At 71.8% G+C, this 22605-nt stretch carries 15 protein-coding genes; 6 read left to right on the top strand and 9 right to left on the bottom strand.

What is annotated here, in order from left to right:
- Nucleotides 1-211: 211 nt before the first annotated feature.
- Together AB0L89_RS01560 and AB0L89_RS01555 are read left to right on the top strand one after the other, a co-directional pair.
- Nucleotides 212-949 (top strand): MBL fold metallo-hydrolase, encoded by a 738-nt coding sequence (locus AB0L89_RS01560; RefSeq protein ID WP_365133920.1) that lies wholly within the window; start codon nucleotides 212-214, stop codon nucleotides 947-949.
- Between the two features lie 35 nt (nucleotides 950-984).
- Complete coding sequence (locus tag AB0L89_RS01555) at nucleotides 985-1809, top strand: DUF3097 domain-containing protein (RefSeq protein WP_365132490.1); 825 nt, start codon at nucleotides 985-987, stop codon at nucleotides 1807-1809.
- 422 nt (nucleotides 1810-2231) lie between these two features.
- Here AB0L89_RS01555 and hemW read toward each other — a convergent pair whose 3' ends face one another.
- Nucleotides 2232-3464, bottom strand: a complete 1233-nt coding sequence (hemW, locus tag AB0L89_RS01550) for a radical SAM family heme chaperone HemW (RefSeq protein ID WP_365132487.1) — start codon at nucleotides 3462-3464, stop codon at nucleotides 2232-2234.
- 96 nt (nucleotides 3465-3560) lie between these two features.
- The gene (locus tag AB0L89_RS01545) at nucleotides 3561-5372 is read right to left on the bottom strand and encodes a SpoIIE family protein phosphatase (RefSeq protein ID WP_365132484.1); all 1812 of its coding nucleotides are present in this window, start codon (nucleotides 5370-5372) and stop codon (nucleotides 3561-3563) included.
- Between the two features lie 345 nt (nucleotides 5373-5717).
- On the opposite strand from AB0L89_RS01545, the gene AB0L89_RS01540 reads away from it, so the two are divergent.
- Nucleotides 5718-9848: a HAMP domain-containing protein gene (locus AB0L89_RS01540; protein ID WP_365133917.1), complete on the top strand. Its 4131-nt coding sequence runs from the start codon at nucleotides 5718-5720 to the stop codon at nucleotides 9846-9848.
- Nucleotides 9849-9860: 12 nt separating this feature from the next.
- On the top strand, nucleotides 9861-10445 hold the full coding sequence (locus AB0L89_RS01535) for a response regulator (protein WP_365132481.1): 585 nt from the start codon (nucleotides 9861-9863) through the stop codon (nucleotides 10443-10445).
- Between the two features lie 44 nt (nucleotides 10446-10489).
- Here the strand turns inward: AB0L89_RS01535 and AB0L89_RS01530 are convergent, their stop codons facing one another.
- Both AB0L89_RS01530 and lepA read right to left on the bottom strand, forming a co-directional pair.
- Nucleotides 10490-12379 (bottom strand): long-chain fatty acid--CoA ligase, encoded by a 1890-nt coding sequence (locus AB0L89_RS01530; RefSeq protein ID WP_365132479.1) that lies wholly within the window; start codon nucleotides 12377-12379, stop codon nucleotides 10490-10492.
- 248 nt (nucleotides 12380-12627) lie between these two features.
- Nucleotides 12628-14496 carry a translation elongation factor 4 gene (lepA, locus tag AB0L89_RS01525; RefSeq protein WP_365132477.1) on the bottom strand — a complete coding sequence of 623 codons (1869 nt, stop codon included), beginning with the start codon at nucleotides 14494-14496 and terminating at the stop codon, nucleotides 12628-12630.
- 217 nt (nucleotides 14497-14713) lie between these two features.
- On the opposite strand from lepA, the gene rpsT reads away from it, so the two are divergent.
- Nucleotides 14714-14974, top strand: a complete 261-nt coding sequence (gene rpsT / locus AB0L89_RS01520; RefSeq protein ID WP_055702434.1) for a 30S ribosomal protein S20 — start codon at nucleotides 14714-14716, stop codon at nucleotides 14972-14974.
- A gap of 266 nt (nucleotides 14975-15240) precedes the next feature.
- On the opposite strand, the gene holA is transcribed toward rpsT, so the two are convergent.
- A complete protein-coding gene (holA, locus tag AB0L89_RS01515; protein WP_365132474.1) occupies nucleotides 15241-16227 on the bottom strand; it encodes a DNA polymerase III subunit delta in 987 nt (328 codons plus the stop codon).
- 94 nt (nucleotides 16228-16321) lie between these two features.
- Between holA and AB0L89_RS01510 the strand changes: the two genes are divergently transcribed.
- A complete protein-coding gene (locus AB0L89_RS01510) occupies nucleotides 16322-16567 on the top strand; it encodes a hypothetical protein (protein WP_365132471.1) in 246 nt (81 codons plus the stop codon).
- 94 nt (nucleotides 16568-16661) lie between these two features.
- Here the strand turns inward: AB0L89_RS01510 and AB0L89_RS01505 are convergent, their stop codons facing one another.
- The 4 genes from AB0L89_RS01505 to AB0L89_RS01490 all read right to left on the bottom strand — a co-directional run bounded on the left by AB0L89_RS01505 (nucleotide 16662) and on the right by AB0L89_RS01490 (nucleotide 22598).
- Nucleotides 16662-17543 carry a YceI family protein gene (locus AB0L89_RS01505; protein ID WP_365133914.1) on the bottom strand — a complete coding sequence of 294 codons (882 nt, stop codon included), beginning with the start codon at nucleotides 17541-17543 and terminating at the stop codon, nucleotides 16662-16664.
- A 235-nt stretch (nucleotides 17544-17778) separates the two neighbouring features.
- Nucleotides 17779-20376, bottom strand: coding sequence for a ComEC/Rec2 family competence protein (locus AB0L89_RS01500; protein WP_365132468.1), 2598 nt, complete (start codon nucleotides 20374-20376; stop codon nucleotides 17779-17781).
- Nucleotides 20373-21428, bottom strand: coding sequence for a ComEA family DNA-binding protein (locus AB0L89_RS01495; RefSeq protein ID WP_365132465.1), 1056 nt, complete (start codon nucleotides 21426-21428; stop codon nucleotides 20373-20375). Before AB0L89_RS01495 ends, AB0L89_RS01500 begins: the two co-directional genes overlap by 4 nt.
- 318 nt (nucleotides 21429-21746) lie before the next feature.
- Complete coding sequence (locus AB0L89_RS01490) at nucleotides 21747-22598, bottom strand: DegV family protein (RefSeq protein WP_365132462.1); 852 nt, start codon at nucleotides 22596-22598, stop codon at nucleotides 21747-21749.
- Nucleotides 22599-22605 lie beyond the last annotated feature (7 nt).

The following is a 22605-nucleotide window of genomic DNA, read 5'->3' as shown; positions in this document are numbered from 1 at the left end:
CACCTCCAGCTGTCTCCGTCGTTCACGACGGGCTCCGGTGTCCCCCGAGCCCCCCGCCTGGCACTCACCACGGGCGAGTGCCAGCCTTTCAAAAGGTCAGTGTACGGCCGTGAGGTACGGACCGGGCAAGGCCGGACCCCCCTAAGTCATGCCGACGTGTACGGCAGCGGCTGCCGACGTGCGGCGCAGCGGCTAGCGTCACCGTATGGACGTGACGCCGGCATGGGAACAGGCGGGCTGGGAACGGCTCGCACCGCGGGTGGGACGGTGCCGTCTGCCGGTCTGGGACTGCACGGCGGGGCTCGTCGTCGGTGACGGCGCCGCCCTCATGATCGAGGCGGGCGCGAGCCTGGCCGAGGGCGCGGCCCTGCGCACGCAGGCCCGGCGGATCCTCGGCGGCGACCGCAGGGTCACCCACCTCGCCCTCACGCACCCGCACTTCGACCACGTCCTCGGGGCGGCGGCGTTCGCGGGCGTGGAGGTGTACGGCGCGGTGGGCATCGACACGGTCCTCGCCGACGGCCGCGACGAGCTGCGCGCGGACGCGGTGCGGCACGGTCTGGCCGCGGACGCGGCGGCGGAGGCCGCCGACCTCCTCGTCCACCCGCACCACCTGGTGTGCGGGGAGTGGACGCTCGACCTCGGCGGCGGCACGCAGGTGCTCCTGGCCAACGTCGGCCCCGGGCACACGGGCCACGACCTCGTGGTCCTGGTGCGCGACGGCGACGGCGGGCGGGAGATCGTCTTCTGCGGCGACCTCGTCGAGGAGTCGGGCGAACCGCAGGCGGGGCCGGACGCGGCGCCCCGGCACTGGCCGGCGGCGCTCGACCGGCTCCTGGACCTCGGCGGCGAGGACGCGCTCTACGTGCCGGGGCACGGCTCGGTAGTGGATGCGGCTTTTGTCCGTGCGCAGCGTGCGGCGCTTGCCGCCCGCTTCGGCGTGTCGTAGCCCCGACCGGGGCCGATCTTCCTATCGTCGGCAGAATGCGCCAGTACTCCGCCGACCTCACGCCCCCTTGGAAGAAGCCGAAGTCCGTGCCCGAGGTGGCGGCGGACGCCGGCCTCGTGGTCGAGGAGCTGAGCACCGGGTTCTGCGGAGCGGTGATCCGCTGCGAGAAGACGGCGCAGGGGCCGACGGTGACGCTGGAGGACCGCTTCGGCAAGCACCGGGTCTTCCCCATGGAGCCACGGGGCTTCCTCCTCGAAGGGCGTACGGTCACGCTGGTCCGCCCCTCCGCGGTGGCGACGGCGCCTCCGCCGCGTCCCACCCGCACCGCGTCCGGCTCGGTGGCCGTGCCCGGCGCGCGGGCCCGGGTCGCCCGCGCCGGACGCATCTACGTCGAGGGACGGCACGACGCCGAGCTGGTCGAGCGGGTCTGGGGCGACGACCTGCGCATCGAGGGCGTCGTCGTGGAGTACCTGGAGGGCATCGACGACCTCCCCGCGATCGTCGCGGAGTTCGCGCCGGGGCCGGACGCGCGCCTCGGCGTCCTCGTCGACCACCTGGTCCCCGGCTCGAAGGAGTCCCGCATCGCGGCGGAGGTCACCAGCGACCACGCCCTGGTGGTCGGCCACCCCTACATCGACGTCTGGGAGGCCGTGAAGCCGTCCTCCGTGGGCATCACGGCGTGGCCCCGGGTCCCCAGGGGCCAGGACTGGAAGACGGGCGTGTGCCGGGCGCTTGGCTGGCCCGAGAACACGGGCGCGGCCTGGCAGCACATCCTGTCCTCGGTCCACACGTACAAGGACCTGGAACCGTCCCTCCTGGGCAGAGTGGAAGAACTGATCGACTTCGTGACGCTTCCCTGACCTGCCCTGGCGGGGGCGCCTCGGACGACGCGCGGTCGCTTCGCCTGTGGGGCGGGGCCGCGGGGGTATGTGCGTACTCGCCATCCCTGCGCCCCGCCCCAAGCCCAAAGACGCCATCGCCCGCTCAGTGCTCCGTTCGCACATACCCCCACGTCCCCTCAGGCCGGTCGGGCGCGTGCGGCCCGGTGGGGGCGGGCCGCTGGTCCCCGCGGTGGGCGGCAGTCCGCCCCCGCTGTGGGCAGGCGTTCCGCAGGGCGGAACGGGTGGGCACAGCCCCCGGTGCCGGGCAGCGAGAAGTGTGGCTCCAGCCCCGGCGCAGCCGGACCGTGCCGGGCGGCGATGAAGGAGGCACCCGCCCCGGCGCAGGCGGGTGTCAGCCCCGGGGCGGGGCACCGTGAAGGGGGCGCCCGACCCGGCAGGGGTCAGTCGACCAGGTCGCGGACCACCGCGTCCGCGAGGAGCCGGCCCCGCAGGGTGAGAACCGCCCGCCCCGCCTCGTAGGGGCCGGGTTCCAGCAGGCCGTCCGCCAGCGCCCGGCGAGCAGAGGACAGCCCCTCCTCCCTGAGGAGAGACAACGGGCACCCCTCCCGCAGCCGAAGCTCCAGCAGGACCCGCTCGACCCGCCGGTCCTCGTCCGCCAGGACCTCCCGCCCGGCCCCGGGCGACCGCCCCTCCGCCAGCGCCCCCGCATACGCCCCGGGATGCTTGACGTTCCACCACCGCACGCCGCCCACGTGACTGTGGGCCCCCGGCCCGGCCCCCCACCAGTCCGCCCCCCGCCAGTACAGCTCGTTGTGCAGGCACCGCCCGGCCTCGGAGGTGGCCCAGTTGGACACCTCGTACCAGTCGAAGCCCGCACTCCCCAGCACCTCGTCCGCGATCAGGTACCGGTCCGCGTGGACGTCGTCGTCGGTCATCGGCACCTCCCCGCGCCGGATGCGCCGGGCCAGCTGCGTGCCCTCCTCGACGATCAGCGCGTAGGCGCTGACATGGTCGGGCCCCGCCCCGATCGCCGCGTCCAGCGAGGCCCGCCAGTCGTCGTCGGACTCCCCCGGCGTGCCGTAGATCAGGTCGAGGTTCACGTGGTCGAACCCCGCCGCCCGCGCCTCGGCCACGCACGCCTCGGGCCGTCCCGGCGTATGCGTACGGTCGAGCACCTTCAGGACGTGCTGCCGCGCGCTCTGCATGCCGAAGGAGACACGGTTGAACCCGCCCTCCCGCAGCTCGCTCAGATACGCGGTGTCGACCGACTCCGGATTGGCCTCGGTCGTGATCTCCGCGTCCTGTGCGAGCCCGAACTCGTCCCGCACGGCCGCCAGCATCCGCACCAGATCGCGCGCGGCGAGCAGCGTCGGCGTACCGCCCCCGACGAACACGGTCCGCACGGGCCGCGGGTCGTCCCCGAGGACCTTCCGCGCGAGCCGCACCTCGTCGACCAGGGTCTCCGCGTAGTTGTCGCGCGAGGCGAGCACACCGCCGGAGCCGCGCAGCTCGGTCGCGGTGTAGGTGTTGAAGTCGCAGTAGCCGCAGCGCGTGGCGCAGTACGGGACGTGCAGGTAGAAGCCGAGCGGGCGGGAGGCCGCGCCGTCCAGGGCGGACGCGGGCAGCGCCCCGTCCTCGGGCATGGGCTCACCATCGGGCAGTGCGGAAGGCATGTCCTCGATTGTCCCGCACCGCGCGAACCCCTCGGCGCACGGCCGGAAGCCCCGGTGCGCCACCGGGAGCCTGCCACGCACCGCCGAGCGCCCCGCTCACCTCGCCTGGAGCACCAGCAGCGCCAGATCGTCGTCCGGCGGCCGCTCCGAGAACTCGTGCACGAGCCGCCGGATCCGCTCCGCCACCAGCCCCGCGTCCAGTCCCGCGCACCCGGCGAGCGCCCGCGCGAGCCCCTCCCCGTCGTCGAACTGGAGCCGCCCCGAGCGCCGCTCGGTCACCCCGTCCGTCACGCACAGCAACGTCTCGCCGGCCCGCAGCTCGAAGGTCTCGCTCGTGTACGTCTCGTCCTCGACGACCCCGAGCAGCACCTGCGGGGTCGCCGCCTCCCGTACCTTGCCCTCGGGCGAGAGCAGCAGCGGCAGCGGATGCCCGGCGCTCGCGATCGTGCAGCGCACGCCCCCTTCGTACGGCTCCAGCTCCCCGTACAGGAGCGAGAGGAAGCGCGAGGTGGAGCCCTCCTGCGGGACTCCCTGGCCGCCCGCCACCGCGACGACCGCCGCCGCCGCGTCCGCCGCCTCGGTGGCGTCGTCCAGGAGGAGCTGGTTGAGACGGTCGAGGACCTCCGCGACCTGGTAGCCCTCGCGGGCCAGCAGCCGCAGCCAGGGCCGGGCGAGCCCGATGACGACCGCCGCCTCGGGGCCCTTGCCCTGGACGTCGCCGAGCGCGAAGCACCAGCGGCCGTCGCCCGCCTGGAACACGTCGTAGAAGTCGCCGCCGGGCCCGCCCTTGTCCCGCGGCTCGTACACCACACCGCTCTCCACGCCGGGGATCTCGGCGACCTTGCTGGGCAGCAGCCCGCGCTGGAGGATCTGGCTGATGTTGGCCTGTCGCTGATAGCGGCGGGCGGTGCTGATCGCGAGGGCGACGCGGCGGCTGAAGTCCTCGATGAGACCGGTGACCTCGTCGGGGAAGCGGGCCAGTCCGGCCCGGCCGATGACGAGCGTGCCGAGCGCCCGTCCGCCCGCGACCAGCCGGTACGCGAGCGCCGTGCCGGACGGCTCGCCGGCCAGCGCCTCGCCGGGCCAGGGCACGGGGACGGCCCCCGAGCCCGCCGCGGCGGGCAGCCGGGGCGGCTCCTTCTCCAGGACGCGCCGCAGCTCCTCTATCCGGTGCTCGCTGGTGTGCCAGACGCGGGCGAGCCGGGTGCCCTGGGCGTCGTCCACGCCGCGCCCCGACCCCTCCGACGCGTCGTCGTCGAACCACACCGCGCACCAGTCCGCGAGGCGCGGCACGAGCAACTGCCCGGCGAGCGCGGCCACCAGGTCCACGTCGAACTGCCCGGCCAGCAGGTCGGAGGCCTCCGCCAGGAAGCTCAGCGCGCCGCGGTTGACCCATTCCGTGTCGTGCGTGACCCGCTTGGGCAGCGGCGCGAGCAATTCGGCGGCGCGCAGTCCGCGCTGGAGCGCCTGGTCGTTCGCGTACGACTCGATCTCCTGGCCGGCCTGGACCCCCTCGACGGGCAGCCGGGCCCAGACGGTCTTGGTCCCGGTGCGGTAGGTGATGCCCCAGGACTCCGAGAGGGTCGCGACGAGGTGCAGTCCGCGGCCATACTCGGGAGTGCCGGTCGAGGGCTGGCCCTGGTCGCTGCGGACGGCACGGGAGGGGTGGTGGTCGGACACCTCCAGGACAAGCGTTTCCGTACTCTCGCCGGGCTCCGCCTCGTCCAGGCGGCACAGCAGCTCGACGGTGGTGCCCGCGTGCACCACGGCGTTCGTCACCAACTCGCTGACCAGCAGCACCGAGTCGTCGGCCAGGCGGTCGGTGATCCCCGCGGCCGCGGGGACGCCCAGTTCGGTCCAGTCGGCGAGCGCCGCGCGCACGAATCTTCGGGCCGCGGCGGGGGCCATCGGGTTTCCGGGCAGCGAGGTGCGCACCACCGCCGGCGGCCCGGGTCGGTCCGGGGTTGTGGCGGAGGCGCGAAAATCGGTCTCCCGTTGCATCGGAATGGACCCCACGGTGCGGCTCCTGAGCAGTTCGGGCGAATACGCCTCAGGCGACACCCACAGAGTGACAGACTGACCATGCCCATAAGCACCGAGTTACTGAAGTGGGCCGTTATGAGTGAGAACAGTGCTATGCCCGTGGTCGGACGCGGCCGGATTCCGGCCCCCGCACGGAAGGCCGGCGCCGAAGCCCGAAGCGACTTCGGCATGGAACCGACCGCCGCCCAGCTGCGCCCTCTTCTCGCCGCCATGCGGGCCGCGCGGGACGGGGACTTCACCAAGGTCGCGCCGGTCGGCGACGGCCTGACGGCGGAGCTGTACACGGTCTTCAACGAGATGCTGGACCGTTCCCTCCACTTCGACGGCGAACTCGTGCGCGTACGCCGGGAGATCATCCGGCACGGCCGTCTGGACGAACGGTTCGCCGCCAGCCCGGGCCAGGGAAGATGGGCGGCCCGCGTCACGGAGGTCAACACCCTCCTCGACTCCCTGGTGGCCCCGGCAGCCAACGCCACCCGGGTGCTCAACGCGGTCGCGGGCGGCGACCTCACGCAGCGTGTCGACCTGCACGACGGCACCCGTGAACTCCGCGGCGACTTACGCCGGCTCGGCCGCGCGGTCAACACGATGGTCGACCAGCTGTCCCTCTTCACGGGCGAGGTCACGCGCGTCGCCCGCGAGGTCGGCACGGAGGGGCGGCTCGGCGGTCGCGCCAAGGTGCGGGGCCTGTCGGGCAGTTGGCGGGACGTGACCGAGGCCGTGAACACGATGGCGGCGCGGCTCACCGCCCAGGTGCGCGACATCGCCCTGGTGACGACGGCGGTGGCGCAGGGCGACCTGACCCGCACGGTCACCGTCGAAGCGACGGGCGAGCTCCTCGAACTGAAGCTCACCGTGAACACGATGGTGGAGCAGCTCTCCGCGTTCGCCGCCGAGGTGACCCGCGTGGCGCGCGAGGTGGGTACGGAGGGCCAGCTCGGCGGGCGCGCGCAGGCACGCGGGGTGTCGGGCGTGTGGAAGGACCTCACCGACAACGTCAACTTCATGGCCTCGAACCTCACTTCGCAGGTCCGCAACATCGCCCAGGTCACCACCGCCGTCGCCAACGGCGACCTGAGCCAGAAGATCACCGTCGACGCCCGGGGCGAGATCCTGGAGCTGAAGTCGACGGTGAACACGATGGTGGACCAGCTCTCCGCGTTCGCCGACGAGGTCACCCGCGTCGCCCGCGAGGTCGGCACCGAGGGAAACCTCGGCGGGCGCGCTCAGGTCCGCGGCGTCTCGGGCGTCTGGAAGGACCTCACCGACAACGTCAACTTCATGGCGGACAACCTCACTTCGCAGGTCCGCAACATCGCGCTGGTGTCGACGGCCGTCGCCCAGGGCGACCTCGGCAAGAAGATCACGGTCGAGGCGAAGGGCGAGATCCTGGAGCTGAAGTCGACCATCAACACGATGGTGGACCAGCTCTCCGCGTTCGCCGACGAGGTCACCCGCGTCGCCCGCGAGGTCGGCACCGAGGGAAACCTCGGCGGCCAGGCCCAGGTCCGCGGCGTCTCGGGCGTCTGGAAGGACCTCACCGACAACGTCAACTTCATGGCCTCGAACCTCACCTCGCAGGTCCGCAACATCGCCCAGGTCACCACCGCCGTCGCCAACGGCGACCTCTCCAAGATGATCACGGTCACGGCGCGCGGCGAGATCCTGGAGCTGAAGGACACCGTCAACACGATGGTGGAGCAGCTGCGCGCCTTCGCCGACGAGGTCACGCGCGTGGCCCGCGAGGTGGGCACGGACGGCAGGCTCGGCGGCCGCGCGCAGGTCCTGGGCGTCTCGGGCGTCTGGAAGGACCTCACCGACAACGTCAACTACATGGCGGACAACCTCACCGGGCAGGTCCGCAACATCGCGCAGGTGGCCACCGCCGTGGCCCAGGGCGACCTCTCCAAGAAGATCGACGTGGACGCGCGCGGCGAGATCCTGGAGCTGAAGACCACCATCAACACCATGGTGGACACGCTCTCCTCGTTCTCCTCCGAGGTGACCCGCGTGGCCCGCGAGGTGGGCTCCGAGGGCCAGTTGGGCGGCCAGGCCCGGGTCGAGGGCGTGTACGGCACGTGGAAGCGCCTGACGACGAACGTGAACGAGCTTGCGCTGAACCTCACCACCCAGGTCCGCGCCATCGCCGAGGTCGCCTCCGCCGTGGCGCAGGGCGACATGACCCGCGCCATCACGGTCGAGACGCGCGGCGAGGTGTCCGAGCTCAAGGACAACATCAACCTCATGGTCTCCAACCTCCGTGAGACCACCCGCGCCAAGGACTGGCTGGAGTCCAACCTCGCCCGCCTGGCCGGCCTGATGCAGGGCCACCGCGACCTGATGGAGGTCGCCGACCTGATCCTGCGCGAGCTGACCCCGTTGGTGAACGCCCAGTACGGCGCCTTCTTCCTGGCCGACCCGGACACCGCCGAGGGCCCCGCGCCCACCCAGGTCACCGCGAAGGGCCTCGCGTTCATCGCGGGCTACGGCGCGGCCCAGGGCTCGGTCGTCGACACCGGCGGCATGCCCGCGCAGGGCCTGGTCCGCCAGGCCGCGCTGGAGAAGAAGCGCATCCTGGTCGAGGAGGTCCCGCCGGACTACATCAAGATCCACTCGGGGCTCGGCGACGCGGCGCCCGCCACGGTCGTCATCATCCCGATCCTCTTCGAGGACAAACTGCTCGGCGTGATCGAGCTGGCCACGTTCTCCCGCTTCTCCGACGTCCACCTGGCGTTCTTCGACCAGTTCGTGAACACCATCGGCGTCGCGATCAACACCATCATCGCCAACTCCCGTACGGAGTCGCTGCTCGGCGAGTCCCAGCGCCTGGCCACCCAGCTCCAGGAGCGCTCGGACGAGCTCCAGCGCCAGCAGGCCGAGCTGCGCCGCTCGAACGCGGAGCTGGAGGAGAAGGCGGCCCTGCTCGCGACGAGCTCCCAGTACAAGTCGGAGTTCCTGGCGAACATGTCGCACGAGCTGCGCACGCCGCTCAACTCCCTGCTGATCCTGGCCCGGCTGCTCTCCGACAACCCCGACAACCACCTCTCCGACCAGGAGGTGCAGTTCGCGACGACGATCCACCGCTCCGGCTCCGACCTGCTCCAGCTGATCAACGACATCCTGGACCTGTCGAAGATCGAGGCGGGCCGCATGGACGTACGCCCCAAGAAGCTCCCGCTCATCAAGGTCCTCGACTACGTCCACGCGACGTTCCGGCCGCTCACCCTCGACCGCGGGCTCGCCTTCGACGTGGCGGTCGGCGAGGACGTGCCGCGCGAGATGTTCACCGACGAGCAGCGGCTCCAGCAGATCCTGCGCAACCTCCTGTCGAACGCGGTCAAGTTCACCTCGGCGGGCAGCATCGAGCTGCGCGTCAGCCGGGTGAAGACCGCCTCGGCCGACCGGCTGCTGCACGACCACGACGACCTGCTCTGCTTCGCCGTCAGCGACACCGGGATCGGCATCCCGTCCGAGCAACTCCCGGTGATCTTCGAGGCGTTCCAGCAGGCCGACGGCACGACCAACCGGAAGTACGGCGGCACCGGCCTCGGCCTCTCCATCAGCCGGGAGATCGCCGGCCTGCTCGGCGGCCGCATCACCGCGGAGAGCCGCCCGAGCCAGGGCTCGACCTTCTCGCTGTACGTCCCGGTCGTGCACCCCGGCCACGGCGCGGCCGCCATCGCGTACGCGGCCTCGCGCACCCAGCACCTCCCCGAACCGATCGAACACGCCGCCCTGCGGCCGCACACCGCACTCGAACCGGACGACAGCTGGCCCACCCCCACCAAGCTGGAGGAGTGGAAGCAGGGCAAGGCGGGGCGCATACTGCCGGGCCGCCGGGTGCTCATCGTCGACGACGACATCCGCAACGTCTTCGCCCTGACCCATGTGCTCAGCCGTGTCGGCATGCCCGTCCTGTACGCGGAGAACGGCCGCGAGGGCATCGAGACGCTGGAGCGCAACCCCGACGTCGACATCGTCCTGATGGACATCATGATGCCGGAGATGGACGGGTACGAGACGATGGCCGCGATCCGTCGCAGCCCCCGCTGGCGGGGCCTGCCCATCGTCGCCCTCACCGCCAAGGCCATGCCCGGAGACCGCGAGAAGGCCATCTCGCAGGGCGCGACCGACTACGTTCCGAAACCCGTGGACGTGGACCAGTTGCTCGGCGCCGTCTGCTCCCTCCTCGACCCCGAGGGCGCGGCCGCCGAGGAGCAGAACACCTCCCCGAACTCACCGTCCGCCCCTATCTCCACCTCCACCGATTCAGCATCCGTCGCGGCGGAACAGACAAGTGCTCAGGGAGAAAGTCCTGTTCCGCCGCCGGCGACTGAGTGAGGCACCGTGACCATGAGCGCAGAGTCCATCATCGACCATCGCGCGAGCATCCTCCTTGTCGACGACATGGAGGACAACCTGATGGCTCTCGAAGCGGTCCTCGGATCGCTGAACGAGCCGTTGGTCCGAGCCCGTTCGGGCGAGGAAGCCATGAAGGCCCTCCTGCGGCAACGATTCGCCGTGATCCTCCTGGACGTCCGGATGCCCGGCATGGACGGCTTCGAGACCGCATCGAACATCAAGCGCCTCGACCAGACCAAGGACGTGCCCATCATCTTCCTGACGGGCACCGACAACGACGCGGGCTATGCCTTCCGCGGCTACGCGACGGGCGCCGCGGACTACCTCACCAAGCCCTTCGACCCGTGGGTGCTGCGCGCCAAGGTCACGGTCTTCCTCGAACTGCACCGCAAGAACCAGCAGTTGGAGCGGATACTGCTCCGCGAGCAGCAGCAGTTCGACGAGCTGGCCGCGCGCCTGTCGGCGATCGAGTCCCACATGGCCGCGAGCAGCCTCAAGGACGTCCTCGAACTGCGCCACCACGTCACGCACATGGAGGAACTCGTCCAGGAAATGCGCCGCGGACGGGTCGTCTAGACCGGACGCCCCGTCCGCGTACGAACGCCACCGGATCCCGCTGATCAGGCCTCGCGCGATCCGGCGTACATGTCCTCGATGAGGTGCTTGTACTCCCGCTCGACGACCGGACGCTTCAGCTTCAGGCTGGGCGTCAGCTCGCCGTGCTCGACGTCCAGGTCGCGCGGCAGGAGCCGGAACTTCTTGATGGTCTGCCAGCGCTGCAGGCCTTCGTTCAGCTGCTTCACGTACCCCTCGATGAGCGCGACCGTCGCGGGGTCCGCGCACACCTCGGCGTAGGACTTGCCGCCCTGGCCGTTCTCCTCGGCCCAGCCGAGGATGGCGGGCTCGTCGAGGGAGATCAGCGCGGTGCAGAAGTTACGGTCGGCGCCGTGCACCAGGATGTTGGAGACGTACGGACAGACCGCCTTGAACTGCCCCTCGACCTCGGCGGGCGCGATGTACTTGCCGCCGGACGTCTTGATCAGGTCCTTCTTGCGGTCGGTGATCCGCAGATAGCCGTCGACGGAGAGCTCGCCGATGTCACCGGTGTGGAACCAGCCGTCGCTCTCCAGGACCTCGGCGGTCTTCTCGGGCAGCCCGTGGTAGCCCTCCATGATGCCGGGGCCGCGCAGCAGGATCTCGCCGTCGTCCGCGATGCGCACCTCGGTGCCGGGCAGCGGCTTGCCGACGGTGCCGGTGCGGTAGGCCTCTCCGGGGTTCACGAAGGAGGCCGCGGAGGACTCCGTCAGGCCGTACCCCTCAAGGATGTGGATGCCGGCGCCGGCGAAGAAGTAGCCGATCTCGGGGGCGAGGGCCGCCGAGCCGGACACCGCCGCGCGCAGCCGCCCGCCGAACGCCTCGCGGAGCTTGGAGTAGACGAGCGCGTCGGCGACCTTGTGCTTGGCGCCGAGCCCGAAGGGCACCGAGGCGGTGCCGGTCCTGCGGAAGTTGTCCTGGCTGGCCTTCGCGTACTCCCGGGAGACCTCGGCGGCCCACAGGAAGATCTTGTACTTGGCGCCGCCACCGGCCCGCGCCCTGGCGGCCACGCCGTTGTAGACCTTCTCGAAGATGCGGGGCACGGCGGCCATGTACGTCGGCTGCACCACCGGCAGATTCTCGATGATCTTGTCCACGCGGCCGTCGACCGCGGTGACGTGCCCGAGCTCGATCTGTCCGGAGGTCAGCACCTTGCCGAAGACGTGCGCGAGCGGCAGCCACAGGTACTGCACGTCGTCGGGCCCGAGCAGGCCGGTCGCCGCGATGGCCTTGGCCATGTACGACCAGTTGTCCTGCGGCAGACGCACGCCCTTGGGGCGGCCCGTGGTGCCGGAGGTGTAGATGATCGTGGCGAGCTGGTCGGCGGTGATCGCCGCGATCCGCTCCTTGATCAGCTCGGGGTTCTTCTCCAGGTGCGCGGCGCCGCGGGCCTCCAGATCGGCGAGCGTGAGCACCCAGCCCTCGGGGTCGCCGTCGACCGGCCCCGCGCCCTGTGCGTCGAGCACCACGACGTGCCGCAGCTCGGGCAGCTCGGCCCGCTTCTCGCGCGCCTTGGCGAGCTGCGCGGCGTCCTCGGCGATCAGCACGCGGCTGCCGGAGTCGGCCAGGATGTACGCCGACTCCTCGGCGTTGGTCTGCGGGTAGACGGTCGTGGTGGCCGCGCCCGCGCACATGATGCCGAGGTCGGCGAGGATCCACTCGACCCGCGTGGACGAGGCGAGGGCGACGCGCTCCTCGGGCTGGAGACCGAGCTCGATCAGGCCCGCCGCGATGGCGTTGACGCGGTCGGCGGCCTGCGCCCAGCTGAGCGTCCGCCACTCGTCGGGACCTTCGCCGGAGGCGGCTGGGACGGGGTAGCGGTAGGCCTCGGCATCCGGCGTGGCCGCCACGCGCTCCAGGAAGAGATGCGCCACGGAGGGCGGACGGTTCTCGATCAAGGTCTGTGTGTCGCTCACGACATCCTCCGGGCCCACGACGGTGCGGCGAACTGGCTGGCGGCTGCTTCTTACATCCCTGTCGGCTACTTGTTTAACTTGCGAGTAACCTACGAGTGGTGATCAGAGTAGAGCGCCGACGCCCGGTGCGTAAGGGGCTGCTGCCTGTCACTTCCTACAGACACCCAAACGGAACGGGCCCGCCGCGCCGAGGCGCCGCGGGCCCGTTCCGGCCTGCTGTGAACAAGGGTGACGACGGTGACGGGAGGCTACTTCTTCGCCTTGCCGCCGCTGTCGTCACTGGAGAGCACCGCGATGAAGGCTTCCTGCGGCACCTCGACGGAGCCGACCATCTTCATGCGCTTCTTGCCCTCCTTCTGCTTCTCCAGGAGCTTGCGCTTACGGGAGATGTCACCGCCGTAGCACTTGGCGAGGACGTCCTTGCGGATGGCGCGGATGGTCTCGCGCGCGATGACCCGGGAGCCGATCGCGGCCTGCACCGGCACCTCGAAGGCCTGCCGCGGGATGAGCTCGCGCAGCTTGGCGACGAGCCGCACGCCGTACGCGTACGCCGCGTCCTTGTGCGTGATCGCCGAGAAGGCGTCGACCTTGTCGCCGTGCAGCAGGATGTCGACCTTGACGAGCTGCGCGGACTGCTCGCCCGTGGGCTCGTAGTCCAGCGAGGCGTAGCCGCGGGTCTTGGACTTCAGCTGGTCGAAGAAGTCGAAGACGATCTCCGCGAGCGGCAGCGTGTAGCGGATCTCGACGCGGTCCTCGGAGAGGTAGTCCATGCCGAGCATGACGCCGCGCCGGTTCTGGCACAGCTCCATGATCGAGCCGATGAACTCGCTGGGCGCGAGGATCGTGGCGCGCACGACGGGCTCGAAGACCTCGTCGATCTTGCCCTCGGGGAACTCGCTCGGGTTGGTGACCGTGTACTCGGTGCCGTCCTCCATGATCACGCGGTAGACCACGTTCGGCGCGGTGGCGATCAGGTCGAGGCCGAACTCGCGCTCCAGGCGCTCGCGGATCACGTCGAGGTGCAGCAGCCCCAGGAAGCCGACGCGGAAGCCGAAGCCGAGCGCCGCGGACGTCTCGGGCTCGTAGACGAGCGCGGCGTCGTTGAGCTGCAGCTTGTCCAGGGCGTCGCGCAGTTCGGGGTAGTCCGAGCCGTCCAGCGGATACAGACCGGAGAAGACCATCGGCTTCGGGTCCTTGTACCCGCCGAGGGCCTCGGTGGCGCCCTTGTGCAGGGAGGTGATCGTGTCACCGACCTTGGACTGGCGGACGTCCTTCACACCGGTGATCAGGTAGCCCACCTCGCCGACGCCGAGGCCGTCGGCCGCGAGCATCTCGGGCGAGTTGGTGCCGATCTCCAGGAGCTCGTGCGTGGCGCCGGTCGACATCATCCGGATGCGCTCGCGCTTGTTGAGCTGGCCGTCGACGACTCGTACGTACGTCACGACGCCGCGGTAGGAGTCGTAGACCGAGTCGAAGATCATCGCGCGGGCCGGGGCGTCCTTGACGCCGACCGGGGCCGGGATCTCGGCGACGACCTTGTCGAGCAGCGCCTCGACGCCCATGCCGGTCTTCGCGGAGACCTTCAGCACGTCCTCGGGCTCGCAGCCGATGAGGTTGGCGAGCTCCTCCGAGAACTTCTCGGGCTGGGCGGCCGGCAGGTCGATCTTGTTGAGGACCGGGATGATCTTGAGGTCGTTCTCCATCGCCAGGTAGAGGTTGGCGAGGGTCTGGGCCTCGATGCCCTGGGCCGCGTCGACGAGGAGGACCGTGCCCTCGCAGGCCGCGAGCGAACGCGAGACTTCATACGTGAAGTCCACGTGGCCCGGGGTGTCGATCATGTTGAGGATGTGGGTACTGCCCTCGTCCGGGCCCTCGGTCGGGGCCCAGGGCAGACGCACCGCCTGGGACTTGATCGTGATGCCGCGCTCTCGCTCGATGTCCATGCGGTCGAGGTACTGAGCACGCATCTGCCGCTGCTCCACCACGCCGGTGAGCTGGAGCATGCGGTCGGCGAGCGTGGACTTGCCGTGGTCGATGTGCGCGATGATGCAGAAATTGCGGATCAGAGCCGGGTCGGTACGGCTCGGCTCGGGCACATTCTTAGGGGTCGCGGGCACGCAGGGTCCTGTCTCTTGAGGCGCCTGTCGCCTCGGGTCGGATCTATACGTAGGTTCCATCGTCCCATGGGTGAGGGACTGCGCCCGGTTTGGGCCGGTCGGAGGGCGGCTGGTACCGTGGGCAGCTGTGTCTCGTAGCCCTCTCAGCGTCGAGGCGCATGTCGTAAACACTCATCTGCAGTACCTCTGCAGTACCTGAACCTGAAAAGGCTCTTTCGTGGCGAACATCAAGTCCCAGATCAAGCGGATCAAGACCAACGAGAAGGCGCGTCAGCGCAACAAGGCGGTCAAGTCTTCGCTGAAGACCGCGATCCGCAAGGCCCGCGAGGCCGTTGCCGCCGGTGACGCCCAGAAGGCCGCCGAGCTCACGCGTGAGGCCACGCGCCAGCTCGACAAGGCCGTCTCCAAGGGTGTCATCCACAAGAACCAGGCCGCCAACAAGAAGTCGGCGCTTGCTTCGAAGGCCGCGTCCCTCTAAGGGCTGAAGCCTCTGCTGAGTGCATCGGCGGTCGCTCCGGCGGCCCACGGTTGACACTCACTTGATTCGACGCCGGTACGGGACCCAGCGGACCCTCTCTTCCGCTCCCGTACGGGCACCCCGGAGCCGTACACGACTGCGTTCGCCACGCGGGTACGGATCCACACAGCGTGAACGGAAGCCCCGTTCCACCGACCTTCCCCAGGTCGGCGGGACGGGGCTTTCGCCGTTGCGCGTGACGGGACGGGCAGGGAGGGGCGGGAGGGTCAGCCCCGGCGGGACCTGGCGGCGCGGGCGATGGCCACGACGGCCTTCTCCAGGGCGTACTCCGGGTCGTCGCCGCCGCCCTTGACGCCCGCGTCGGCGGCCGCGACGGCGGTGAGCGCGGCGGCCACGCCGTCCGGGGTCCAGCCGCGCATCTGCTGGCGCACCCGGTCGATCTTCCAGGGCGGCATCCCCAGCTCACGGGCGAGGTCGGCGGGGCGTCCGCCGCGCGCGGAGGAGAGCTTGCCGATCGCCCGGACGCCCTGCGCGAGGGCGCTGGTGATCATGACGGGGGCGACGCCGGTCGCCAGGGACCAGCGCAACGCCTCCAGCGCCTCGGCGGCCCTGCCCTCCACGGCCCGGTCGGCCACCGTGAAGCTGGAGGCCTCCGCCCGGCCCGTGTAGTACCGGCCGACGACCGCCTCGTCGATCGTGCCCTCGATGTCCGCCACCAGCTGGGCGACCGCGGAGGCCAGCTCGCGCAGGTCGCTGCCGATCGCGTCGACCAGGGCCTGGCACGCCTCCGGCGTCGCGGAACGGCCCAGCGTGCGGAACTCGCTCCGCACGAACGAGAGCCGGTCCGCGGGCTTGGTCATCTTGGGGCAGGCGATCTCGCGCGCGCCCGCCTTGCGGGCCGCGTCGAGCAGGCCCTTGCCCTTGGCGCCGCCGGCGTGCAGCAGGACGAGGGTGATCTCCTCGACGGGCGCGTCGAAGTACCCCTTCACGTCCTTGATCGTGTCGGCCGACAGGTCCTGCGCGCTCCGCACGACGACGACCTTGCGCTCGGCGAAGAGCGAGGGGCTGGTGAGCTCGGCGAGCGTGCCGGGCTGCAGCTGGTCGGGGGTGAGGTCGCGCACGTCCGTGTCCGCGTCGGCGGCGCGGGCGGCCGCGACCACCTGCTGCACGGCGCGGTCGAGGAGCAGGTCCTCCTGCCCCACGGCGATCGTGACGGGGGCGAGCGGGTCGTCGTTTGCTGTCTTCCTGGCCATCGCGGTCAAGCATCCCACGCGGCACTGACACCGCGTCCCGGCTCCGTCCCGTACCGCCTCTCCCGCACCTGATCCCGTATCGGAGAATGGGCACGTGAGCGACGTACGACATGTCCTGGTGCTGCCCGACCGCGATGCCGCGGAAGAGGTCGCCGAAGAGCTTCCCGACCGCTTCGGCATCGCCGAGGAACCCCAGCTCGTACGCGACGCGCTGGCCGGCGAGGACGACGCCGAGGACGCCCAGTGGCTGGTCGTGGTCGAGGACCCCGGCTCCCGCCTCGACCCGGCGGCCCTCGACGAACTGGCCGCCGAGCACGAGGGCTGGCTGGAGGCTCCTTAGCGGCGGTGCGCCGTCCGGGGGCGGCCTCCGAGCGCCGTCCGGGGGCGGCCTCGGCGCGCGGGCCCCGGTCGGCCGCGGCACGCGGCCCCGGGCGTCACTTCTTGGGGATGACCTGGATGTCGAGGTCGATCGTGATGCTGTGCCCGACGGCCGCGATGCCGCGCGCGAGCATCGTCTGCCAGGTGATCGTGAAGTCGTCGCGGTGCAGTTCGGTGGTGGCACGGCAGGCGACGCGGGTCTCGCCCTCCAGCCCCTGGCCGACCCCCAGGTACTCGGTGTCCAGCGTGACCGTCCGCGTCACACCGTGCAGCGTCAGACCACCGGATATCGCCCACCGGCTGCCGCCCTTGTGCACGAAGCGGTCGCTGTAGAACTCCATCGTCGGGAACCGCGCCACGTCGAGGAAGTCACCCGAGCGCAGGTGGTCGTCGCGCATCTTGACCGCGGTGTCGATGGAGGCCGCGTCGATGACGACGTGCATGGCGGAGTCCTCCATGCGCTCGCCCACCCGGATCGCCCCCGCGAAGCTGTTGAACCGCCCGTGGATACGGGCCAGTCCGATGTGCCGCGCGGTGAACGCGACCGAGGAGTGCAGGGGGTCGATCTCCCAGTCGCCGGGCTCGGGCAGCGTCGGGGGCTGGGCGACCTGGAGCATGACGTCACCGAGCGAGGCGTGCGCGTTCTCCCCGACGGTGGCGCTCGCCCGGTACGGCGTGAACCCCTCCGCCGACACCGCGAGACGGTAGTCCCCGGCCGGCACCGTCATCACGAACGACCCGAACGGATCCGTGCCCCCGCTGACGACCTTGCGCCCCATGGCGTCGCTGACGGCGAACTCCGCGTTCCGCACCGGCTCATTGACCGGGTCGAGCACCCGGCAACTGAGCACCCCCGCGTCCTTCGGCACCGGGAACGCCGACAAAGGCCCCGTCCGCCCCGCCCGATTCGTACGGTTTCCCAGCCAGCGGCCGAACACGCGCGACACACCCCCGCGTCACTTGACAACACCTGCACACTGCAACGAAAAGGCATTCGATCACCGTTGCGGCTTTCCATGCAACACGAACCCACATCGCAGGAATGCTGACGATGCGTTGAAAGTGTCGCGAGTAGCCCGAATTGCTAGCACCCCTTTCACGTCTTGCCAGGTCAGGAAGTGTTCCCGGCGGTAGCTCTTCGGGGAGCCGCAGCCGTAGAGCGGTGGGTGGGCGCTAGGGCGGGCGCGTGGCCACTTCAAGGCGTGGTGGCGTTCCGCCTCTCGCCCCGCCCCCGGACCCCATCACCGCGATCGAGCCGTGCGTGTCCGTACGCAGCACCTCCGCTCCCCCGCCCCGCAGCGCCGCGAGCGTCGCGGGCGCCGGGTGTCCGTACGAGTTGTCCGCGCCGCAGGAGATCAACGCCAGCCTCGGCGCCGCCCTGCGCAGCAGCTCCGGATCCTGATGGGCCGAGCCGTGATGGGCGACCTTCACCACGTCCACGGAGGCGAGCGACGCGGCCGCCGGCGTGCGCAGCAGGGCTCGCTGCGCCGGCGGTTCGAGGTCCCCGAGGAACAGCAGCGTCAGCCCCGCCGTCCGTACGAGCAGAGTGACGCTCGCGTCATTGGGCCCCTCGGGCCGCGGCATCGGTCCCGCCGGCGGCCAGAGCACCCGCCACTCCAGCGCACCCGTGCGGCGCCGCTCCCCCACCACGGCCCGGGTCACCGGAACACCCGCGTCCGCCGCCTGCTCCCGCACGAAATCCGCCTGCTCCGGTGGCTCCTGGAACCCCGTCGTCTGGATCACCCCCACCTCACGCCCCCGCAACACCCCCGGCAGCCCCGCCACGTGGTCCGCGTGGAAGTGCGTGAGCAGCACGAGGGGCACCCGGCTGATCCCGAGCGAGCGCAGGCAGCGGTCGACCGCCACCGGGTCGGGCCCCGCGTCCACCACCACCCCCGCGCCGTCACCCGCCGCGAGCACCGCCGCGTCGCCCTGCCCCACGTCGCACATCACCAGCCGCCACCCCTGGGGCGGCCAGCCCGCGATCACCCGGGTGACGGGAGGCGGCTGGACGATCACCAGGAGGAGCAGCACGACGCAGGCGGCGGCGAGCCACGGATGCCGTGCGAGCCTGCGCCCCGCCAGGACGAGGGCCACCGTGGCGAGAGCGAGGAGGAGCCCGCCGCGCCAGCCGCCCGGCCAGTCGACCCCGCTGCCGGGCAGCGCCGCCCCGGTCCGGGCGATCTCCGCGATCCACCCGGTCGGCCAACTCGCGGCCCAGGCCAACCCCTTGGCGACCGGCATCGCCACCGGCGCCACGGCCAGCGCCCCGAATCCGAGCACGGTGGCCGGCGCGACGGCGAACTCGGCCAGGAGATTGCACGGCACCGCGACCAGACTCACCCGGGCCGCGAGCACGACGACGACGGGCGCGCACACCGCCTGGGCCGCCGTGGCGGCGGCCAGCGCGTCGGCGAGCCGCCGCGGGACCCCACGCCTGTGCAGCGCGGCACCCCAACGCGGCGCGAGCGTCAGCAGCGAGGCGGTGGCCAGCACCGAGAGCAGGAACCCGGGACTGCGGGCCAGCCACGGGTCGTACAGGACGAGCAGCAGCACCGCCGCGGCCAGCGCCGGGATCAGCGACCTGCGCCGCCCCGTGGCGAGTGCCAGGAGCGCGATCAGCCCGCAGGCCGCGGCCCGCAGCACGCTCGGGTCCGGCCTGCAGACGATGACGAACCCGAGGGTGAGCGCCCCGCCGAGCACGGCCGTCGCCCGCAACGGAATGCCCAGCTTCGGCGCGAGACCGCCCCGCTCGACCCGCTGGGCGGCGCCCGGCGGTCCGATGAGCAGGACGAGGACGATCGTGAGGTTGGCGCCGCTGACGGCCAGCAAGTGGACCAGGTCGGTCTCCCGGAAGGCCTGCTCCAGCTCGGGCGGCACCCGCGAGGTGTCCCCGATGACGAGTCCGGGCAACAGGGCGCGGGCGTCGGCGGACAGCCCGTCCGTGGCCTCGCGCAGCCCGGCCCGCAGCTCTCCCGCGAGCCGCTGCGCTCCGGACGGCGCCCCGATCACCCGCGGCGCCCGCTCCCCCGACACCCGCAGCACCGCCGCGGCCTTGTCCCCCTCCGGCAGCGGCGGCGCCAGCCGGGCCCGCACCCGCAACCGCGTCGACGGCAACAACGCGAGCCAGTCGTCACCGGGCCGGGCCCGGGCAGCGCCGGACCGGGCACCGCCGCCCCCGGCTGCACCGTCCTCACCACCTCGTTCCCTGCGCGGCCCGGCCCCCTTGCCCTCCGTCCGCACGACGACCAGGACCGGCGCGCGCGTCACCGTCCATGTGCCGTGCGGCTCGGCGATCCGGACGACCTCCGCCTCCAGCACGACGGCGGGTGGCAGTGCGTGCGCACGCGCGACCCGGGGCCGGGTGCGCCGGGGGTCGGAGGTGACCTTCACCTCCGCCTCCACCTCGGCGTGGGCGCCGGCCAGCGCGGGGACCGGGCCACGGCGCAGATCCGCCCCGTGCAGCGCGGCCGAGCCCGTCGCCCCCGCGACACAGAGCAGCACCGCGACCGCCGACCAGCGCCCCGACGCCCGCCGCCGGGCCGCAGAGCGCCCTCGGACCGCCCCTGTCACCCACAGGGCTCCGGCCACCATCACGCAGACCGCCACCGTGGCGACCGCCCGGCGCGGTGGGGCGTCCAGCATCAGCGCGGCCGCAGCCCAGGCCGCGAGCGCGGGTGGCACCAGCCTGAGGTCGACCGGCCCCTCCTGTCGGGGATGCGCGGCCCCGAGGCGGTGCCCGGAGGCGGCGTGAACTGCCTGGCGCCTCATGGCCGTACGAGATCCTGGAGGTCGGCGAAGCGCCGATCACCGATGCCGTTGACCTCACGGAGCTCTTCGACGGACCGGAAACCGCCGTGCTCGCTGCGATAGTCGATGATGTGCTGCGCCAACACCGGCCCCACGCCCGGCAGTTCGTCGAGCTGCTCCGCGGTCGCCGTGTTCAACCCGATCGGCGCGGTGGGCGCCGCCCCGCCCACGCCTGACACGCCGCCCGCTCCGGCGCCGACCCCGGCACCGCCCGTCCCCCCTGCACCACTGGCCCCGGCTCCCGCCCCGGGTCCTCCCACCACCACCTGTTCGCCGTCCATCAGGAACCGTGCGCGATTGAGGCCGTCCATGTCGGTGCCCGGCCGGACCCCGCCGGCCACCCGGAGGGCGTCCGCCACGCGGGAACCCGCCGGCAGTCGATGAACCCCCGGCCTGCGGACCTTTCCGCTGACGTCCACGACGATTCCGCCGCCCGCGGCACCCCCACCCGCCGGCGCCCGCCCCGCCCGCGCCGGAGGCCCCGGCGAGGGAGCCGGCTGCGCGCCCTCGCCGGGGGCGGCGCCCGCCTCGCGCACCACGTCGGGCGGCCGCACGGGCTGGGTCCGCCCCGTCCAGAAGTGCTGGGCGGCGAAGGCACCGGCGACCACGAGAAGCACGACGAGCGCGACCACGCTGCGCCGTTCAAGGCCGCACCGCGACTGCAACCACACCGGCAGCCGCTCCCGGACGGCGAGCGCCGCCCGCTCCCGCCGCGAGGCCACCGGCCTCGCCGGAGGTTCCGCTTGTCCTCTCCCCGGCTCCTCCCGCCCCTCGTCGGAGTCGTCCTCCTGCGGTGCCGCCACCGCCGTCGAGGGGACCGGGGCATCCGCCCAGCCCCAGCCCTCCTCAGGGCCCCTCTCCAGCAGCGCCACATCCTGCGGCGCCACATCCAATCGGGGCGAGGACGAGGACCAGGACGAGGACGCGGACGAGGGCGGTGGTGGTGGTTGTGGCTCGGCGAAGAGTCTCCGCGCCCGCAGCCGCACCGCCTCCGCCTCGGCGCGTCTGCGCATGGCCCTGCCGCGCGCAGCGTGGTGGTGACGCGCACGGCCGTCGGACGCACGACCGTCGGATGCGGGGCCGCGACCGGGGCCGCTCGTCGCCGAGGCCGCCCGGGAAGGCGCACGTGAGGATGGCCGGGAAGGTGCCCGTGCCGAGAGCTGTGAAGAGAGCCGTGAAGGTGTCCGTGAAGATGATCGAAGTGCCATGCCGACGACGTTAGGCACAGCGGGAAATAATTGTTGATCTTGGTCAAATACCGTGGATTACCCAGCAGTTGTGGATAACTCCGTCACCCTCACGAGCGAGCCCGAGCCATCCCTACCGACGGCTCACTGCTCGCACGGCGAGACCACAGCGCCCAGCAACCCCGGCCCCGTGTGTGCCCCGATCACCGCGCCCACCTCGCTGACATGCAGCTCCGCGAGGTCGGGCACCCGCTCCCGAAGCCGGTCCGCGAGGGCCGACGCGCGCTCCGGCGCCGCCAGATGGTGTACTGCGATGTCAACAGGGCCCGCGCCGGCCCGTTCGACCACGATCTCCTCAAGGCGGGCGATCGCCTTCGACGCCGTCCGCACCTTCTCCAGCATGTCGATCCGGCCGCCGTCGAGCTTCAGCAGCGGCTTCACGGCGAGCGCCGAACCCAGCAGCGCCTGCGCGGCACCGATGCGGCCGCCCCTGCGGAGATAGTCGAGGGTGTCGACGTAGAAGTAGGCGGACGTGCCCGCGGCCCGCTTCTCCGCGGCCGCCACCGCCTCCTCGGCCGAGTCGCCCGCCTCCGCGGCCCGGGCCGCCGCCAGAGCGCAGAAACCGAGGGCCATCGCGACCATGCCGGTGTCCACCACCCGCACCGGCACCGGCGCGTCCTTCGCGGCCAGGACCGCCGCGTCGTACGTACCGGAGAACTCGGCGGACAGGTGCAGCGAGACGATGGCCGTGGCACCCGCCTCCGCGACCTTCCGGTACGTCTCGGCGAACATCTCCGGGCTGGGCCGGGACGTGGTCACGGGCTTCCGCTTCTGCAACGCCAGGGCGAGGGAGCGGGCCGAGATCTCGGTGCCCTCCTCCAGCGCCTGGTCACCCAGGACCACGGTCAGGGGCACCGCGGTGATGCCGTGCCGCTCCATCGTCCGCTGCGGCAGGTAGGCCGTTGAATCCGTGACGATCGCGACATGGCGGGACATGAGCTGG

This window comes from Streptomyces sp. NPDC052114 (genome assembly GCF_040680155.1).
Classification (GTDB): domain Bacteria; phylum Actinomycetota; class Actinomycetes; order Streptomycetales; family Streptomycetaceae; genus Streptomyces.
Note: the sequence above shows the minus strand (reverse complement) of the source record. Positions and strands in the feature narration are given on the sequence as shown.

What these genes read in the sequence shown, in the direction of transcription:
- AB0L89_RS01555 (WP_365132490.1), top strand. Translation starts at nt 985, where the DNA reads ATGCGCCAGTACTCCGCCGACCTCACGCCCCCTTGGAAGAAGCCGAAG.
- hemW (WP_365132487.1), bottom strand. Translation starts at nt 3,464, where the DNA reads ATGCCTTCCGCACTGCCCGATGGTGAGCCCATGCCCGAGGACGGGGCG.
- AB0L89_RS01545 (WP_365132484.1), bottom strand. Translation starts at nt 5,372, where the DNA reads ATGGCCCCCGCCGCGGCCCGAAGATTCGTGCGCGCGGCGCTCGCCGAC.
- AB0L89_RS01540 (WP_365133917.1), top strand. Translation starts at nt 5,718, where the DNA reads ATGCGGGCCGCGCGGGACGGGGACTTCACCAAGGTCGCGCCGGTCGGC.
- AB0L89_RS01535 (WP_365132481.1), top strand. Translation starts at nt 9,861, where the DNA reads ATGAGCGCAGAGTCCATCATCGACCATCGCGCGAGCATCCTCCTTGTC.
- holA (WP_365132474.1), bottom strand. Translation starts at nt 16,227, where the DNA reads ATGGCCAGGAAGACAGCAAACGACGACCCGCTCGCCCCCGTCACGATC.
- AB0L89_RS01500 (WP_365132468.1), bottom strand. Translation starts at nt 20,376, where the DNA reads ATGAGGCGCCAGGCAGTTCACGCCGCCTCCGGGCACCGCCTCGGGGCC.
- AB0L89_RS01495 (WP_365132465.1), bottom strand. Translation starts at nt 21,428, where the DNA reads ATGCGCAGACGCGCCGAGGCGGAGGCGGTGCGGCTGCGGGCGCGGAGA.
- AB0L89_RS01490 (WP_365132462.1), bottom strand. Translation starts at nt 22,598, where the DNA reads ATGTCCCGCCATGTCGCGATCGTCACGGATTCAACGGCCTACCTGCCG.